General features: G+C 54.0%; 15 protein-coding genes. 6 read left to right on the top strand and 9 right to left on the bottom strand.

The window, feature by feature from the left end; all coding sequences use genetic code 11:
* Nucleotides 1-4 precede the first annotated feature (4 nt).
* Together nagA and nagB are read right to left on the bottom strand one after the other, a co-directional pair.
* On the bottom strand, nucleotides 5-1,153 hold the full coding sequence (gene nagA / locus F3J26_RS14670; RefSeq protein ID WP_166994541.1) for an N-acetylglucosamine-6-phosphate deacetylase: 1,149 nt from the start codon (nucleotides 1,151-1,153) through the stop codon (nucleotides 5-7).
* A 175-nt stretch (nucleotides 1,154-1,328) separates the two neighbouring features.
* The gene (nagB, locus tag F3J26_RS14675) at nucleotides 1,329-2,129 is read right to left on the bottom strand and encodes a glucosamine-6-phosphate deaminase (RefSeq protein WP_008456097.1); all 801 of its coding nucleotides are present in this window, start codon (nucleotides 2,127-2,129) and stop codon (nucleotides 1,329-1,331) included.
* A 334-nt stretch (nucleotides 2,130-2,463) separates the two neighbouring features.
* Here nagB and nagE point away from each other — a divergent pair, with 334 nt between their 5' ends.
* The 4 genes from nagE (at nucleotide 2,464) to F3J26_RS14695 (ending at nucleotide 8,578) form a co-directional block, all read left to right on the top strand.
* A complete protein-coding gene (gene nagE, locus F3J26_RS14680) occupies nucleotides 2,464-4,488 on the top strand; it encodes an N-acetylglucosamine-specific PTS transporter subunit IIBC (protein WP_008456098.1) in 2,025 nt (674 codons plus the stop codon).
* 177 nt (nucleotides 4,489-4,665) lie between these two features.
* Nucleotides 4,666-6,333, top strand: a complete 1,668-nt coding sequence (glnS, locus tag F3J26_RS14685) for a glutamine--tRNA ligase (protein ID WP_166994543.1) — start codon at nucleotides 4,666-4,668, stop codon at nucleotides 6,331-6,333.
* A 464-nt stretch (nucleotides 6,334-6,797) separates the two neighbouring features.
* A complete protein-coding gene (gene chiP / locus F3J26_RS14690; RefSeq protein WP_008456102.1) occupies nucleotides 6,798-8,204 on the top strand; it encodes a chitoporin ChiP in 1,407 nt (468 codons plus the stop codon).
* A gap of 47 nt (nucleotides 8,205-8,251) precedes the next feature.
* Nucleotides 8,252-8,578 carry a ChiQ/YbfN family lipoprotein gene (locus tag F3J26_RS14695; protein ID WP_008456104.1) on the top strand — a complete coding sequence of 109 codons (327 nt, stop codon included), beginning with the start codon at nucleotides 8,252-8,254 and terminating at the stop codon, nucleotides 8,576-8,578.
* 94 nt (nucleotides 8,579-8,672) lie between these two features.
* Here the strand turns inward: F3J26_RS14695 and fur are convergent, their stop codons facing one another.
* From fur to ybfF, 4 genes are all read right to left on the bottom strand, one after another.
* Nucleotides 8,673-9,119, bottom strand: coding sequence for a ferric iron uptake transcriptional regulator (gene fur / locus F3J26_RS14700; protein ID WP_008456106.1), 447 nt, complete (start codon nucleotides 9,117-9,119; stop codon nucleotides 8,673-8,675).
* 279 nt (nucleotides 9,120-9,398) lie between these two features.
* Complete coding sequence (fldA, locus tag F3J26_RS14705; RefSeq protein WP_008456108.1) at nucleotides 9,399-9,929, bottom strand: flavodoxin FldA; 531 nt, start codon at nucleotides 9,927-9,929, stop codon at nucleotides 9,399-9,401.
* Nucleotides 9,930-10,108: 179 nt separating this feature from the next.
* The gene (ybfE, locus tag F3J26_RS14710) at nucleotides 10,109-10,387 is read right to left on the bottom strand and encodes a LexA regulated protein (protein ID WP_008456110.1); all 279 of its coding nucleotides are present in this window, start codon (nucleotides 10,385-10,387) and stop codon (nucleotides 10,109-10,111) included.
* Nucleotides 10,388-10,528: 141 nt separating this feature from the next.
* A complete protein-coding gene (ybfF, locus tag F3J26_RS14715) occupies nucleotides 10,529-11,296 on the bottom strand; it encodes an esterase (protein ID WP_166994545.1) in 768 nt (255 codons plus the stop codon).
* Between the two features lie 174 nt (nucleotides 11,297-11,470).
* Here ybfF and seqA point away from each other — a divergent pair, with 174 nt between their 5' ends.
* Both seqA and pgm read left to right on the top strand, forming a co-directional pair.
* The gene (gene seqA / locus F3J26_RS14720; RefSeq protein ID WP_166994547.1) at nucleotides 11,471-12,019 is read left to right on the top strand and encodes a replication initiation negative regulator SeqA; all 549 of its coding nucleotides are present in this window, start codon (nucleotides 11,471-11,473) and stop codon (nucleotides 12,017-12,019) included.
* A gap of 27 nt (nucleotides 12,020-12,046) precedes the next feature.
* On the top strand, nucleotides 12,047-13,690 hold the full coding sequence (gene pgm, locus F3J26_RS14725) for a phosphoglucomutase (alpha-D-glucose-1,6-bisphosphate-dependent) (RefSeq protein ID WP_166994549.1): 1,644 nt from the start codon (nucleotides 12,047-12,049) through the stop codon (nucleotides 13,688-13,690).
* 34 nt (nucleotides 13,691-13,724) lie between these two features.
* Here pgm and F3J26_RS14730 read toward each other — a convergent pair whose 3' ends face one another.
* From F3J26_RS14730 to kdpD, 3 genes are read right to left on the bottom strand one after another with little or no spacing between them, the layout of a single operon-like run.
* Complete coding sequence (locus F3J26_RS14730; protein ID WP_008456117.1) at nucleotides 13,725-14,153, bottom strand: EamA family transporter; 429 nt, start codon at nucleotides 14,151-14,153, stop codon at nucleotides 13,725-13,727.
* Nucleotides 14,154-14,189: 36 nt separating this feature from the next.
* A complete protein-coding gene (gene kdpE, locus F3J26_RS14735; protein ID WP_008456119.1) occupies nucleotides 14,190-14,867 on the bottom strand; it encodes a two-component system response regulator KdpE in 678 nt (225 codons plus the stop codon).
* Nucleotides 14,864-17,551, bottom strand: coding sequence for a two-component system sensor histidine kinase KdpD (kdpD, locus tag F3J26_RS14740; protein WP_008456121.1), 2,688 nt, complete (start codon nucleotides 17,549-17,551; stop codon nucleotides 14,864-14,866). Before kdpD ends, kdpE begins: the two co-directional genes overlap by 4 nt.
* Nucleotide 17,552 lies beyond the last annotated feature (1 nt).

A 17,552-nucleotide genomic window follows, 5' to 3' on the forward strand; every position in this document is an offset into this window, starting at 1 on the left:
CTATTTACTCAGTTACGACCTCGTTACCATTAACGATGGTCTTGATAATTTTATAGTCGCGGTTAAACACGGTGAGGTTGGCCACTTTACCGGCTTCGATTGCGCCCAGGTGTTTATCCACGCCCATGGCGCGAGCAGGGTAGAGGGTTGCCATTCGCAGAACTTCATCCAGTGCGATGGCCGCGTGCTCCACCAAATTGCGAACGCCTTGAATCATGGTCAATGCAGACCCACTCAGCGTACCGTTCTCATCTACGCACAGACCGTCACGGTAGTATATTGTTTTGCCAGCAAAAATGAACTGATCGATGTTGGCACCTGCCGGCGCGGTTGCGTCGGTAACCAGGCACAGTTTATCGCCCTTCACACGTTTTGCGGTGCGGATGTTCGCATAATCCACATGTAAACCATCAGCAATGATGCCACAGTAAACGTCGGCTTCATCAAAAATTGCGCCCGCAAGGCCAGGTTCACGGCCGGTAATATAAGGCATCGCGTTGAAAAGGTGGGTTGCGAAGGTGATCCCTGCGCGGAAGCCAATTTTGGCTTCTTTAATCGTTGCATTGGAATGACCGGCAGAAACGATGATGCCTGCTGCCACCAGTTTCTGAATGACTTCTGGCTCAACCATTTCAGGTGCGAGGGTGATTTTGGTGATCACATCGGCATTCTGGCAGAGGAAATCAACCAGCTTCGCATCCGGCTTGCGGACGAAGCCTGGGTTGTGCGTCCCTTTTTTCACGATGTTGAGCCACGGCCCTTCAAGGTGCAAGCCCAGCGCCTGATGGCTGTATTTCGCCAGATAGTCGCGCATGACTTTCACGCCCTGCATCATCAGCTCGTCGCTGGTGGTGATAAGCGTTGGCAGGTAGCTGGTGCAGCCTGAGCGTTCGTTTGCTTTCTGCATGATTTCCAGCGTTTCAACGGAAACGGCTTCTGCTGTGTCGTTAAACTGCACGCCGCCGCAGCCGTTCAGCTGTACATCAATAAAACCGGGGGCAATGACGGCTCCGCCCACATCGCGCGTTTCGATACCTGCCGGCAGTGCATCAACAGGGCAAACGCGCTCAATCAGGCCATCGGCAATAACTACCGCGTGGTCATCCAAAATTTCGTGGCCGGTATAAATCCGACCGTGGATTAATGCATACATATCCTACCCCCGGTAATAACGTCGTGCTTTAAGACTGTAAGATCGCTAATAAAGAGGAAAAGCCGAAACACCTTCCTCTTTATGACTGACTTTAGAAAACCAATGCATTGATTTTCCAGAACTACTGACGCCCTCAGCGGTTGCCGTTTGAGGCGCATCAGTGGCCGACCAGGCCTTAAAGGCCTTTAATGTTTTCTGCTTCCAGCTCGTTGAAATATTTCAACGTTTTCACCTTCAGCTCCATGGTGGACGGCTCGTCACACACGATCACCGCCTTCGGATGCAGCTGCAGGCAGGTGATAGTCCACATATGGTTAACGTTGCCTTCCACGGCCGCCTGCAGCGCCAGCGCTTTGACGCCACCCAGCACCAGGATCATCACTTCTTCTGCATCCAGCAGGGTGCCCACGCCAACGGTCAGCGCGTATTTAGGTACCTGAGTCACGTCGCCGCCGAAGAAGCGGGAGTTTGCCACGCGTGTGTCATGGGTCAGGGTTTTAATACGGGTTCGGGAAGCCAGAGAAGATGCTGGTTCGTTGAACGCGATATGACCGTCGTTACCCACGCCGCCCATGAACAGGTGAATTTTGCCGTAGGAGCGAATTTTCTCTTCGTAGCGGCGGCACTCTGCATCAACGTCTTCCGCATTGCCGTTCAGCAGGTTGATATTTTCTGCAGGGATATCAACGTGATCAAAGAAGTTGCGGTGCATGAAAGTATAATAACTTTCCGGGTGTTCTTTCGGCAGGCCGACGTATTCATCCATGTTGAAGGTAACGACGTTCTTAAAGCTAACCTGGCCTGCTTTATGCATCTCAACCAGAGCTTTGTAAGCCTCCAGCGGCGTGCCGCCGGTTGGCAGACCCAGAACAAAAGGACGGTCCGCGGTCGGTTTGAATGCATTGATGCGATTTACAATATGGCGAGCTGCCCATTTGCCGACTTGTGCCGGGGTAGCCAGGGGAATCAGTCTCATCATTCACCTCGTAGTTTAAGAGTAAAAATAGGGTTAGCTGAATCGATCTCGATAAGCATAAGGGTAAACCACTTTTATACTGAACCGACAGGGATCAATCCGTCTTGATTTTTTGAATCATAAAATAAGTTTTCGGAGATAGCCAGTGAAGGGGGAGGGTTGAAGCGATATTTGGTGATAAATATCACAAAAAAGGTGCGTTTAATTTGCGGTACGAATTAATTTTTTTCACACTTCACCGTGTGATGTGAATCGTCGCCGTGTATTCAATGTAAGTAAGACAATAAAAACACTGCTTGAGCGAGCCTTAACGGGGTCTCATAGGGGGAATAAAGTGAGTATTCTAGGTTATCTACAGCGCGTGGGCCGGGCACTTATGGTGCCGGTGGCTACACTGCCAGCAGCAGCAATATTAATGGGGGTTGGTTACTGGATTGACCCAGTTAGTTGGGGTGGAGATAACGCGTTAGCCGCGCTCTTCATTAAATCCGGTTCCGCCATTATCGATCACATGTCCGTGTTGTTCGCCATCGGCGTCGCTTACGGTATGTCCAAAGACAAAGACGGTGCCGCGGCACTGACCGGCTTTGTTGGCTTCCTGGTTCTGACCACCCTCTGCTCACCGGCAGCGGTTGCTATGATCCAGAAAATTCCGGTGGATCAGGTTCCGGCGGCATTTGGTAAAATTGAAAACCAGTTCGTAGGTATTCTGGTCGGTATTATCTCTGCGGAATTGTACAATCGCTTCAGCGGCGTTGAGCTGCCGAAAGCGCTTTCGTTCTTCAGCGGTCGCCGTTTGGTTCCTATTCTCACCTCCTTCCTGATGATCGTTGTTGCCTTCATCATGATGTACGTCTGGCCGATGATCTTCGACGGTCTGGTGAACTTCGGGGAGCACATTCAGAAGCTGGGTTCTGCGGGCGCAGGTATCTACGCCTTCTTCAACCGTCTGCTGATCCCGGTTGGCCTGCACCACGCTCTGAACTCCGTGTTCTGGTTTGACGTGGCAGGGATTAACGACATCCCTAACTTCCTGGGTGGCGCTCAGTCCATCGAAGCAGGTAAAGCGGTTGTCGGTATCACCGGTCGCTACCAGGCGGGCTTCTTCCCAATCATGATGTTCGGTCTGCCGGGTGCAGCGCTGGCCATCTACCACTGTGCACGTCCTGAAAACAAAGCAAAAGTTGCCGGTATCATGATGGCCGCTGCTTTCGCTGCGTTCTTCACCGGTATCACCGAACCGCTGGAGTTCTCCTTCATGTTCGTTGCGCCGGTACTGTACGTGATTCACGCAGTGCTGACCGGTATCTCAGTATTTATCGCAGCAAGCATGCACTGGATTGCGGGCTTTGGCTTCTCCGCGGGCCTGGTGGATATGGTGCTTTCTTCCCGTAACCCGCTGGCAACCCACTGGTGGATGCTGATCCCTCAGGGTCTGGTGTTCTTCGTTCTCTACTACGTGGTGTTCCGTTTCACTATCACCAAATTCAACCTGCTGACGCCAGGCCGTGAACTGGCTGTAGCCGGTGACGAAGCTGATGGTCAGGACGTGAACGTGAGCGGTGACGCAAACCAGGACGTTTCTGGTCTGGCTCGTCAGTACATCTCTGCGGTAGGTGGCTCTGCAAACCTGACCGGTATTGATGCCTGTATCACTCGTCTGCGCCTGAGCGTGAAAGACTCTTCCGTTGTTAACGAAGCGCTGGCTAAGCGTCTCGGTGCGACAGGCGTTATTCGCCTGAACAAAACCAGCGTGCAAATCATCGTTGGCTTTGCGGCAGAAAAAATTGCTAACGCAATGAAAACAGCTGGCACTGTAGAAGCAGCGGCGCCTGTTGCTGCTGCGGCACCGGCTCCTGCGGCTAAACCACAGGCTGTTCCAAACGCGACCAGCACAACTATTGCCGCTTTGGTTTCTCCAGTCACTGGCGACGTGGTTGAGCTGGATCAGGTGCCTGACGAAGCTTTCGCCAGCAAAGCAGTCGGTGATGGCGTAGCCGTTAAGCCAACGGACAAAACCGTGGTTTCTCCTGCCGCCGGGACCATCGTGAAAATCTTCAACACCAACCACGCGTTCTGCCTTGAAACAGAAAAAGGTGCAGAGATTGTGGTTCACATGGGCATCGATACCGTTGCTCTGGGTGGCAAAGGCTTCACGCGTCTGGTGGAAGAAGGGGCCGAAGTGGTTGCCGGCCAGCCGATTCTGGAAATGGATCTCGATTTCCTGAACGCCAACGCGCGCTCCATGATTAGCCCGGTAGTTTGCAGCAACATCGACGACTTCAGCGGTCTGGTTATCCAGGCTAAAGGTCAGGTGGTTGCAGGCCAAACGCCACTGTATGAGATTAAAGGCAAATAATCGCTCCTGAGTAAGCATTTGTGCCTTAAGCGGCTGACGTAAATCGTCAGCCGCTTTTTTATTGCGTGCCGTTAGCCGACATGGATAACCCTAATTTATGCAACTAAAGGTTGTTTCCCGAGGCCGCTTATTAGATCATACGCAGTTAACTAAGGTACACGCTTTGAGGAACCCGCGATGAGTGAGGCTGAAGCCCGCCCAACTAACTTTATTCGTCAGATTATTGATGAAGACCTGGCGAACGGTAAGCACACCAGTATTTGCACCCGTTTTCCGCCTGAGCCAAATGGCTATCTGCATATTGGTCACGCCAAGTCTATTTGCCTGAACTTTGGCATCGCCCAGGATTACCAGGGGCAATGCAACCTGCGCTTCGATGACACAAACCCGGTAAAAGAAGACATCGAATACGTAGAGTCCATCAAGCACGACGTTGAATGGCTGGGCTTCCACTGGTCCGGCAACGTGCGTTATTCGTCTGACTATTTTGACCAGCTTTTTAATTATGCCGTTGAGCTGATAAATAAAGGACTGGCGTATGTTGATGAGCTGAGTCCGGAACAAATTCGTGAATACCGTGGCTCTCTGACTGCGCCCGGTAAAAATAGCCCGTTCCGCGATCGTAGCGTTGAGGAAAACCTCGCGCTGTTCGAGAAAATGCGCAACGGGGAGTTTGCCGAGGGTACCGCCTGCCTGCGTGCCAAAATCGATATGGCTTCGCCGTTCATCGTTATGCGCGACCCGGTGCTGTACCGCATTAAATTTGCCGATCACCACCAGACCGGCAACAAGTGGTGCATCTACCCGATGTACGACTTCACCCACTGTATTTCCGATGCGCTGGAAGGCATTACGCACTCGCTGTGTACCCTGGAGTTCCAGGACAACCGCCGTCTGTATGATTGGGTGCTGGATAACATCACCATTCCTGCTCACCCGCGTCAGTACGAATTTTCTCGCCTGAATCTCGAATACGCCATCATGTCCAAGCGTAAGCTGAACCTGCTGGTGACCGAGAAGATTGTAGAAGGCTGGGACGACCCGCGTATGCCGACTATCTCCGGCCTGCGTCGCCGCGGCTATACCGCAGCATCCATTCGCGAGTTCTGTAAGCGCATTGGCGTAACCAAACAGGACAACACCGTTGAAATGGCGTCTCTGGAATCCTGCATCCGTGACGATCTTAACGAGAATGCGCCGCGTGCAATGGCCGTGCTGGATCCGGTAAAAGTTATTATCACTAACTACCCTGAAGGTGAAGAAGAGACGGTTACCATGCCGAATCATCCTAACAAACCTGAAATGGGTAGCCGTGAAGTGCCGTTCAGCCGCGAGATCTATATCGATCGCGCTGACTTCCGCGAAGAAGCAAACAAGCAGTACAAGCGCCTGGTGCTGGGTAAAGAAGTTCGCCTGCGTAATGCCTATGTGATCAAAGCCGAACGCGTAGAAAAAGACGCAGAAGGTAATATCACCGAACTTTACTGCACCTACGATCCGGAAACCCTGAGCAAGGATCCGGCGGACGGTCGCAAGGTGAAGGGTGTTATTCATTGGGTGAGCGCGGCACACGCGCTGCCGGTTGAAATTCGTCTGTACGACCGCTTGTTTAGCGTCGCGAATCCAGGGGCTGCTGAAGACTTCCTGTCTACCATTAATGCAGATTCCCTGATCATTCGCCAGGGCTTCGCTGAGCCTAGTCTGCAGAACGCGGAAAAAAGTAAGGCATATCAGTTCGAGCGTGAAGGTTACTTCTGCCTGGACAGCCGCTATGCGACGGCGGAAAAACTGGTGTTTAACCGCACCGTTGGCCTGCGTGATACCTGGGCTAAGATCGGCGAATAATTGCCGTTTATTGCCTGATGAAAACGCCGCTAAATGCGGCGTTTTTTCTTTTTGATTACCAGTCATTAACCTTATATGCACATTCGCGATGCGAATTAATTCTCATTTACATTTCTGTAAGAATCTCCTCACAGGAAGTCATGCCTTCCCCGTAATCTCCTGATGCTTATAATGAAAGCGCTCTCAATGAAGTTTTATTCTTAAAATCAATCGTAATCAGGGTTAATAATCTGCTGCGCAATTTTGTTACAAATGCACATAGATTATGTGCTCTCTGTCATACTCCAGGAAATCTCTGATACAAAGTCATTGATAATTCGCGTCGCGAAAAATAGTCTATGAGCAGCAGTAATGCGGGTGTGTTAGGCAAAAACCGCTTTTAGCCGTCAGGCAATTTTACTTTTTTTCGTCATTGGCGCTTTTCACGTCAGACGATGATTTTTACGTCAAAGAGGAATTTAACTATGCGTACGTTTAGTGGCAAACGTAGTGCGCTTGCTCTTGCTATTGCAAGCGTTACCGCTCTTTCAGGTTTTGTCGTGGCTCCGCAGGCTAGCGCCGCGGGCTTTGTTGATGACTCCACGCTGACCGGCGGCATCTATTACTGGCAGCGTGAACGTGACCGTAAAGACGTCTCCGACGGTAAGTACAAAACTAACCTGTCGCACTCAACCTGGAACGCCAACCTCGACTTCCAGTCTGGCTATGCGGCCGATATGTTTGGTTTTGATATTGCCGCTTTCACCGCCATTGAAATGGCCGAAGACAGCGCCAGCGGTCACCCGAACGAAATCGCATTCTCCTCTAAAAATAAAACCTACGACGAAGACTACTCCGGCGATAAAGGTGGCATCAGCCTTTATAAAGCGGCGGCCAAATTCAAATACGGCCCGGTTTGGGCTCGCGCAGGTTACATTCAGCCAACCGGTCAAACGCTGTTAGCACCACACTGGAGCTTCATGCCTGGTACTTATCAGGGGGCTGAAGCGGGAGCCGCATTTGACTACGGTGATGCCGGTGCGCTGAGCTTCTCCTACATGTGGACTAACGAGTACAAGGCGCCATGGCACCTTGAAACCGATAAGTTCTACCAGAACGATAAAAAGACCAAAGTTGACTATCTGCACTCCATCGGCGCGAAGTATGACTTCAAAAACGATCTGATTCTGGAAGCCGCATTCGGTCAGGCTCAGGGCTTTGTTGATCAGTACTTTGCTAAAGCCAGCTACAAATTCGACGTTGCAGGCAGCCCGCTGAGCACCAGCTACCAGTTCTACGGCACCCGTGATAAAGCCGCGAACAACACCATCAATGATATCTACGATGGCACCGCATGGCTCCAGGCGCTGACATTTGGCTATAAAATTGGCCAGGTCGACCTGCGTCTGGAAGGGACCATGGTGAAGGCAGAAGGCCAGCAGGGTTACTTCCTGCAGCGTATGACGCCAACCTACGCGTCTTCCAACGGTCGTCTGGATGTGTGGTGGGATAACCGCTCTGACTTCAACGCCAACGGTGAAAAAGCCGTGTTCTTCGGTGCAATGTATGACCTGAGCAACTGGAACCTGCCGGGTTGGGCAGTGGGTGCTTCTTACGTTTATGCATGGGACGCAAAACCGTCTACATGGGCGCTTGATGCTTCCGGTAACCGCCAGGATCTCGCTTCCAACAAGATCAAAGAGTCTTCTTACAGCCTCGACGCCATGTATACCGTGCAGGAAGGCCGTGCGAAAGGCACGCTGTTCAAACTGCACTTCACTCAGTACGACAACCACTCTGACATCCCAAGCTGGGGCGGCGGGTACGGCAACATCTTCCAGGATGAGCGTGACGTGAAATTCATCGTGATTGCTCCGTTCACCATCTTCTGATGTGAAACCGGGCGCGCAAGCGCCCGTTTTTTTATAAGGAACCGAACATGAAAAAGATTCTGCTGATTACCGCCGCTGTATTCACGCTGTCTGCCTGCGTTCAACCTCCTGCACCTCCGGAAGATTCACGCCTGAAGCAGGCCTATAGCGCCTGTATCAATACGGCGGAAGGCAATCCGGATAAAATTGAAGCCTGCCAGAGCGTGCTGAACGTACTGCGCCAGGAAAAACAGCATAAAGCGTTTGTTGAGAAAGAAACGGTGAACGTGCTGGATTACCAGAAATGTATCCAGGCAAGAAAGAGCGGCAATGATGAAGCCGCGAAGGTACGCTGCGATAAGATTTGGCAGGAGATTCGCGCCAATAACAGCTGATAGCCTTTTTCAGTCAATAAAAAAACCGGCAAGGGAAACCTGCCGGTTTTTGCTTTTAAACGCCACCGAAGCAGCGTTTGTTAATGCGGATTACTTATTTAGGATCGTGGGCCGTGTCGTCTTCGCGGCAATCACCTTCAGCACAGTGTCCGTACAGATAGAGGCTGTGGTTAGTCAGGCGGATGCCGTGGCGAGTGGCAATTTCACGCTGGCGGGATTCAATAGAATCATCGCTGAACTCGATCACTTTACCGCAGTCGAGGCAGATCAGGTGGTCGTGGTGATGCTGCTGGGTCAACTCAAAAACGGACTTGCCGCCTTCAAAATTATGGCGGGTCACGATCCCTGCATCATCAAACTGGTTCAGCACGCGATAGACGGTCGCCAGGCCGATTTCTTCGCCCATGTCGATCAGACGTTTATATAAGTCTTCCGCGCTGACGTGATGATTTACCGGCTCTTGCAGCACTTCGAGGATTTTTAATCGAGGAAGCGTGACTTTCAAGCCGGCCTTCTTTAATGCGGTATTGTTGTCAGTCATGCGGAAAGTGTCCTGTTGCTTAACGATTCGCTCAAACTGCAGTGAGCGTAAAGAGTAATGCGTCTCATTATAGAACTGCTACTTCTAAATGGGAACCGCAAGTATGGTGCAAAATAAGGCTGAAAAATCGTGGCGGCGTCGCCATTTACAGTAATTATCAGCCAAGCTATCAGGAAGACATTGTACAGGGATGTACGAGAAAGTTACAAACTTGTAGCAATTATTTTCATTGCTACAAGCTATCAAGATGGCGCAAATGCTGTATTTGCGCCAGAGAAATCAGGCGTTAATGATATCCGACAGATTCAGTTCTTCAGAAACCTGTTTAACCCACTTCTCAACGCGCTCAGCGGTCAGTTCCGGCTGGCGATCTTCATCGATGGCCAGGCCGACAAAATTGTCGTCATCCGCCAGGCCTTTGGAGGCTTCAAAGTGGTAGCCCGCGGTTGGCCAGTGGCCCACAATCGCCGCGCCGCGCGGTTCGATAATGTCGCGAATGGTGCCCAGCGCATCACAGAAGTATTCCGCGTAGTCTTCCTGGTCGCCGCAGCCGAACAGCGCCACCAGTTTACCGTTGAAATCGACTTCTTCAAGCGTAGGGAAGAAGTCATCCCAGTCACACTGGGCTTCGCCGTAGTACCAGGTCGGGATGCCGAGCAAGAGAATGTCGAAACCTTCGAGATCTTCTTTGCTGCTTTTAGCAATGTCATGCACCTCAGCAACGTCTTTACCGAGCTGTTTTTGAATCATTTTCGCGATATTTTCGGTGTTACCGGTGTCGCTGCCGAAAAAAATGCCTACGATTGCCATGAGTAAAATAACCTCTTGAAACTTAATAGTATGCTGGCCGTTCAATGCCCACGTATAGGGCAATCATAGCAGAACAGCTCCAGCAGCGGAAACAGCTATCACGCCCGGGTGCACAGTCTGCAACATGGTTTTGCTCACCCTTTTGAGATTTCAGATAACCCGCAGGGTGGCTGAAGGCGTTACCCGAGATTTTTAAGCTGCTCGAGCAGCATCTCTTCGATCAGTTCGCTGCGGCTGATGTTACGGGCGTCAGCCAGCTGGTTGAGGGCATCGACCGCCTCGTTGTTCAGTTTTAGCTCAACCCGCTTCAAACCACGCACTTTATCGCGCTTCAGCTGATTGCGCTTATTGATACGCAATTGCTCATCGCGCGAGAGCGGATTAGTTTTCGGCCGCCCGGGGCGACGCTCGTCCGCGAACAGATCTAATGTAGTACGGTCCGTTTGTTCTTTTGCCATGATTAGAATACTGACAGGAAATTCTGGCTGCAGGGGCAGGGTGCCGGTGCAATTAAGCGCGCCATCATACATCAGCGCGCCATTCGCGCCAACGCGTTAGCGACTTCAGCTGCCCGGTCGGTCTGTTTTTAATCAGTTTTTCTACTCTGCGTCGATAAATCGGTGGATCGCCCGTAGAACGGCATCCGGTTTTTCCGCATGAACCCAATGACCCGTTCCAGCGATGACGTGAGCACGGGCCTGTGGGAACTGACTTAGCAGCGCCTCGCGGTGGCTTTCATCAACATATGGAGAATTCCCGCCGCGAATAAATAGTGCAGGATATGGCCAGGCCGGAACAGGCCGCCAGCCAACGATAGTTTCGTATTGCTGCCAAAGCACGGGCACGTTGAACTTCCACTCGCCGTCAGCAAAGGATTTCAGCAGAAACTGAATGACGCCTTCCTCAGCTACGTGGTCGCGCATGATTTGCGCCGCCTGCTGGCGAGTTTTTACGCCCGCTTCGGTGACCGCGCGAATAGCCGCGAAAATTTCGTCGTGACGGCGAACCTGATAGTTAACCGGCGCAATATCTATCATCACAAGCTTATCAATACGCTGAGGGGCGATTGCGGTAAGCGCCATCACCACTTTGCCGCCCATGGAATGGCCAATAAATGTGGCCTTCTCGATGCCGTATTCGTCCAGCGTGTCCAGAACGTCCCCGGCCATTGCGGCATAGCTCATATCATCACTGCGCGGTGACAGCCCGTGATTGCGCAGATCGATCTGCAGCAACGCATGATCTTTACCCAGATCTCGTGCCAGGACACCCAGGTTATCCAGGCTGCCGAACAGGCCGTGGATCAGTACGATAGGGGAATTGCTATTCAATTGTTGCGCAGTTTGCAGGCGAGCATTTAATTTCATGGCAAAGTTCTTTATTTTGGTTCGTTTGGTTAGGGTATCATGTTGGCATTCTCGCGGGCGTGCGGCAAATATTCAGTTTACTCTGACTTTGAGTCGCCTCTCCTGTTCGCTGTTGGGATTTGACCCTATAATCCCAACGACTTGTATTCAGAAAAGATATCGCACTGGATTAAGATGAAAACAATCGAAGTTGATGACGAGCTTTACCGCTATATTGCCAGCCAGACAAAACACATCGGCGAGAGCGCGTCAGACATTTTACGGCGTATGCTTAAATTTACCGCCGGGCAAACACCAGCAGCCACTTCTACGCCCGCTGCGCCTGAGCGCGCTGCGGCTCCCGTTGTTGAAGAAAAACCTGCGAACACCGCTCGTAATCGCGTGCGTGGCGTTCGTGAGCTGCTGCTTTCCGACGAGTACGCTGCCCAGAATAAAGCCGTAAACCGCTTTATGATGGTGCTGTCCACGCTGTATATGCTGGATGCAAAAACCTTTGGCGAAGCCACTGAATCGCTGCATGGCCGCACCCGCGTCTATTTTGCTGGCGATGAGCAAACTCTGCTGGCAAACGGCAATCAAACCAAGCCGAAACATGTTCCGGGCACCCCATACTGGGTGATCACCAATACGAATACTGGTCGTAAATGCAGCATGATCGAACACATCATGCAGTCAATGCAGTTCCCTGCGGAGCTGATTGAAAAGGTTTGCGGCACTATTTAAAAACCTGGCGTCAGTAAGGAAGAGCCAATGGCTAACCACGATCGTGCGGGTCAACCTGCACAACAGAGCGACTTGATTAACGTAGCCCAGCTTACGGCGCAGTATTACGTGCTTAAGCCAGTGGTGGGGAATAGCGAACACGCGGTGAAATTCGGGACCTCCGGCCACCGCGGCAGTGCAGCACGGCATAGCTTTAACGAACCTCATATTCTGGCGATTGCGCAAGCTATCGCTGAAGAACGCGCAAAGAATGGGATCACCGGTCCATGCTATGTGGGCAAAGACACCCACGCGCTGTCCGAACCTGCGTTTATCTCCGTGCTGGAAGTGCTGGCCGCTAACGGCGTGGACGTCATTGTGCAGCAGGATAACGGCTATACGCCGACGCCTGCAATTTCTAACGCCATCCTGGTGCATAACCAAAAGGGCGGCCCTCAGGCGGACGGGATTGTTATCACGCCATCCCACAACCCACCGGACGACGGCGGCATCAAGTACAACCCGCCAAACGGTGGCCCGGCTGATACTAACGTCACCAAAGTCGTTGAAGATCGCGCTAACGCGTTGCTGGCCGACGGCCTGAAAGGCGTGAAGCGCATTACGCTGGATAAAGCGTGGGAAAGCGGTCACGTTCAGGCGCAGGATCTGATTCAGCCGTTCATCGAAGGGCTGGTGGATATCGTCGACATGGCCGCGATTCAAAAAGCGGGCCTGAAGCTGGGGGTTGATCCTCTCGGCGGTTCCGGGATCGAATACTGGCACCGTATCGCGAAGCATTACAACCTCGATCTGACCATCGTGAACGATCAGGTCGACCAGACCTTCCGCTTTATGCACCTGGATAAAGACGGCGCAATTCGCATGGACTGCTCCTCCGAATGTGCGATGGCGGGCCTGCTGGCGCTGCGCGACAAATTCGATCTGGCGTTTGCCAACGACCCGGATTACGACCGCCACGGCATCGTCACGCCAGCGGGCCTGATGAACCCGAACCATTACCTGGCTGTGGCTATTAACTATCTGTTCCAGCACCGTCCGCTGTGGGGCAAAGATGTGGCCGTCGGTAAAACCCTGGTTTCCTCCGCGATGATTGACCGCGTGGTAGAAGATCTGGGCCGCAAGCTGGTGGAAGTCCCGGTTGGCTTTAAGTGGTTCGTTGACGGCCTGTTCGACGGCAGCTTCGGCTTCGGGGGCGAAGAGAGCGCCGGGGCATCGTTCCTGCGCTTCAACGGCACCCCATGGTCGACCGACAAAGACGGTATCATCATGTGCCTGCTGGCGGCCGAAATCACCGCCGTGACGGGCAAAAACCCGCAGCAGCATTACGATGAGTTAGCCGCGCGCTTTGGCGCACCGAGCTATAACCGTATTCAGGCACCAGCCACTTCTGCACAGAAAGCCGCGCTGTCCAAGCTGTCACCTGAAATGGTGAGTGCAGACACGCTGGCAGGTGACCCGATCACCGCGCGTCTGACGGCGGCTCCGGGCAACGGCGCTTCCATTGGCGGCCTGAAGGTGATGACCAAGAACGGCTGGTTTGCCGCTCGTCCGTCCGGCACCGAAGACGCCTACAAGATTTACTGTGAAAGCTTCCTCGGCGCAGAGCACCGCGAGCAGATCGAGAAAGAAGCGGTAGAGATTGTCAGCGAAGTGCTGAAAAGCGCGAAGTAATATGCAAAAAGGCTCCCCAGGGAGCCTTTCTCTTTTAACCCAAAGCCACCATCAGTGCGCCGCAGGTGATAAGCGCTACGCCTATCCCGGCAATCAGCGACACTTTCTCACCAAACAGAATCACCGCCAGAATCACCGCGAACACCACGCTTAGCTTATCGATAGGGGCGACCTTCGACACGTCACCACTTTTGATCGCCATAAAATAGAACAGCCAGGACAGCGCCCCGGCCACGCCGCTTAACAAAATAAACAGCAGCGCTTTTTTATCGGCAAACACCGTACTAACAAGATTCAGTTTTCCCTGAACGACGACCACCCCAACTAAAAATAACGCCATGACCACAGCGCGAACGGCTGTGGCGGTATTGGCATCCAGATGCTGCAAACCAACTTTGCCAAAAATAGCGACCAGCGCTGCCGTAGCGGCAGACAACAGGGCGTAGACTAACCATGCGCTCATAACGGGCTCCTCTTGAACGAGCCAGAGATTACTCCTTCAGAGCATAAAACGGTAGCCGATCCCGGTTTCGGTGAGCAGATGGCGAGGGCGAGCGGGGTCGCTCTCCAGCTTCTGGCGCAGGTGGCCCATATAAATGCGCAGATAGTGGCTGTGTTCCACGGCATTCGGGCCCCAAACCTGATTAAGCAACTGGCGCTGGGTCAGGACTTTGCCGTGATTATTCAGCAGGGTTGCCAGCAGGCGGAACTCAATGGGGGTCAGGTGAATTTCCTCTTCGCCGCGGGTAATACGGCGCGAGGCGAGGTCGACCCGAATTTCGGAAAACTGATAAACCGGATCGGGCTGAACGGTGCTGGCGTGGCGGCGCAGGGCGACGCGAAGCCTGGCCTGCAGTTCACCGATGCCAAACGGCTTGCTGAGAAAATCGTCTGCGCCAGCATCCAGGGCGGCAATCTTCGCCTGCTCGTCACTCCGGGCCGACAGGACGATGACCGGCGTCTGGCTCCACTGGCGGAAGTCACGAATAAAATCGATGCCGTCGCCATCCGGCAGGCCGAGATCCAGAATCACCAGATCCGGCTTGCGGGTGGCGGCTTCAATCAGGCCGCGCTGCAGGGTTTCGGCATCAAACACGCGCAACGATTCATCTTCCAGCGCGGTGCGCAGAAAGCGGCGGATCTCTTTTTCATCCTCAATTATCAGAACCGTTGTCACAGCACCTCAATCATTTCAGGGAGTTCGGGGGGAGGCGATAAAGGTAGCACAACGTGGAAGCTGGCACCGCCTTCCGGGCGGTTAAGCGCATAAATTGTGCCGCCGTGAACTTCAACAATCGCCCGGCAGATAGCCAGCCCAAGCCCAACGCCTGGAATAGCTGACTCTTTGTTACCGCGGGCAAATTTATCAAAAATCAGCAGCTCTTTACCAGCGGGAACCCCCGGGCCGCTGTCCCAAACTTCCAGGTCCAGCTTGTCTGCTGTCGAGGTCGCTTTAATACCGATGTTGGCTTTATAACCGGCATATTTCACCGCATTCTCCAGCAGGTTGATCAGCACGCGTTCGAACAGCGGGCCGTCGACTTCAATCAGCATCAGCGGATCAGGCAAATTAAGGGCGATATGGCGGCCGCCGAGGCCCGGTTCGAGCATCTTCAGCGCGCTGCCGACGACTTCCTCTAGCGTCAGCCACTCCTTGCGAAGATTAAAACCGCCCGACTGAATGCGGGCCATATCCAGCAGATTATTCACCAGCCGGGTGGTGTTCAGCACATGCTGACGGATTTCGTTGGCCTGCGGGGCATGTTTTGATCCTTCACTGGCGAGATCCAGCGTGAGGATTTCTGCCTGGCCAAACAGCACGGTCAGCGGCGTGCGCAGGTCGTGCGAAAGCGCGGCCAGCAGCGAGTTGCGGATTTGCTCCCGTTCGCTGGAAAGCCGGGCCTGTTCTTCGCTGGCGGTGAGCAGCAGCCTGTCGAGCGCGGTGGCCACCAGCAGGGTAAAGGTTTCCAGCAGGCGCTGCTGTTCGGGGATCATCAGCTGGCGCAGATTCTCCGGCTCAACGACCAGCAGACCCAGGGTCCTTTCCGTGGTGCTAAGCGGCAGGATGCGGTAGGGCACGCCCGGCAGCGTATCCGTTCCGGCACCGGCGGGCTGGCCTTTATCAAAGCTCCAGCGGGCAATCGCTTCATCCCACTGAGCGGGTTCCCCTTCGGCTGCGATACGGCTGAGTTTCCCGTGATCGTCCGGCAGCAGCAGCAGGCTGCGGGCCTGGAAGGTGTTGTTAATAAACTGCACGCTGGTGGCGGCGACGTCCTGCGGCGTGCGGTCATCGGCCAGAGCTTTAGACATTTCATACAGATGACGGGTGCGCTGTTCCCGGTAGCGGGCGATGCGTGCCTGATAACGTACTCCGGCGGTCAGATTCCCGATCACCAGCCCGACGGTGAGCATTACGCCGAAGGTCAGCAGATACTGAACATCCGACACGGCGAGCGTGCCTCGCGGCGCAATAAAGAACAGGTCGAAGCTAATCACGTTGATGACCGTCGCGAGGACGGACGGCCAGCGGCCATAAAACAGCGCGACCATCACCACGCCAAGCAGGTAGATCATCACCAGGTTGGCGGCATCAAAGGCCACCAGCCACTGATTGGCGATAAAGGTAATAAACGCACAGAGCACCACTGCCACGGCGCAGCCGCGCAGTTGAATGCGCCATTTCTCGCTTAGCGTTCTGGTGTCCGGTGCTCTGGTCGGGGAGGGGAGCGGTTTTTCATCCAGCGCAACAATCACCAGATCGAGGTCCGGGGCGCGTTTGGCTAACCGGTCGGCGAAAGACGTACGGTGCCACCAGCGGCGCGTGGTATGACGGCCAATAATGATTTTGCCGAGATTGTGTTCGCGGGCGTAGCGCAGCACCGCTTTTTCTTCATTGGGATCGGCAAGCGTGGCGGTTTCGGCTCCCAGCTCCTGGGCGAGCCGCAGAGCGCTTAAAATGGTCCGGCGCTGATGTTCCGGCAGGCGGTGAAGCTGCGGCGTTTCGACGTAGACGGCGTGCCAGACGCTGCCGAGCTTGGCGGCAAGGCGAGCGGCGGTGCGAACCAGTTTTTCATTGCCGTTGCTATGGCCGATGCACAGCAGAATGGCGTCCCGCGTGTGCCAGACTTTTTCCTGTCCCTGGTTGTCCCGCCAGGCGCGCATCTGATCGTCAACGCGGTCGGCTGTGCGTCGCAAGGCCAGCTCTCGCAGCGCTATCAGGTTGCCTTTACGGAAGAAGTGCTCGATGGCGCGTTCGGCCTGGCCGGAGATATAAACTTTGCCTTCGTGCAGGCGCTGGCGGAGGTCGTCCGGCGGCAGGTCAACCAGCACGACTTCGTCGGCGGCGTCGAAAATAGGGTCGGGGACGGTTTCGCGTACCTGAATCCCGGTGACTCCGCCCACCACATCATTCAGGCTTTCCAGATGCTGAACGTTAACGGAGGTCAGGACGTCGATCCCGGCCTCAAGCAGCTCTTCCACGTCCTGCCAGCGTTTGGGGTGGCGCGATCCTGGCGCGTTACTGTGCGCCAGTTCGTCCATCAGAATCAGGGCAGGGTTGCGGGCGAGGGCGGCGTCCAGGTCAAACTCCTGGACCAGACGCCCCCGGTGGTGAATACGACGAGGGGGCTGAATCGTCAGCCCCTTTAACAGTTCGGCAGTTTCCTGGCGGCCGTGGGTTTCCACCACGCCCACCAGCACATCGAGGCCCTGCGCCCGCAGGCGCTGCGCCTCCTGAAGCATCGCGTAGGTTTTCCCGACGCCTGCACAGGCGCCGAAGAAGATTTTCAGTTTCCCACGCGGCTGGCGGTTGACTTTCTCCAGCAGCTTATCGGGGTTGGGGCGCAGCGGCTCCTCGGTCATA

Origin of the sequence: Enterobacter sp. Ap-867 (assembly GCF_011752855.1) — a bacterium.
Taxonomy (GTDB): Bacteria; Pseudomonadota; Gammaproteobacteria; order Enterobacterales; family Enterobacteriaceae; genus Cedecea.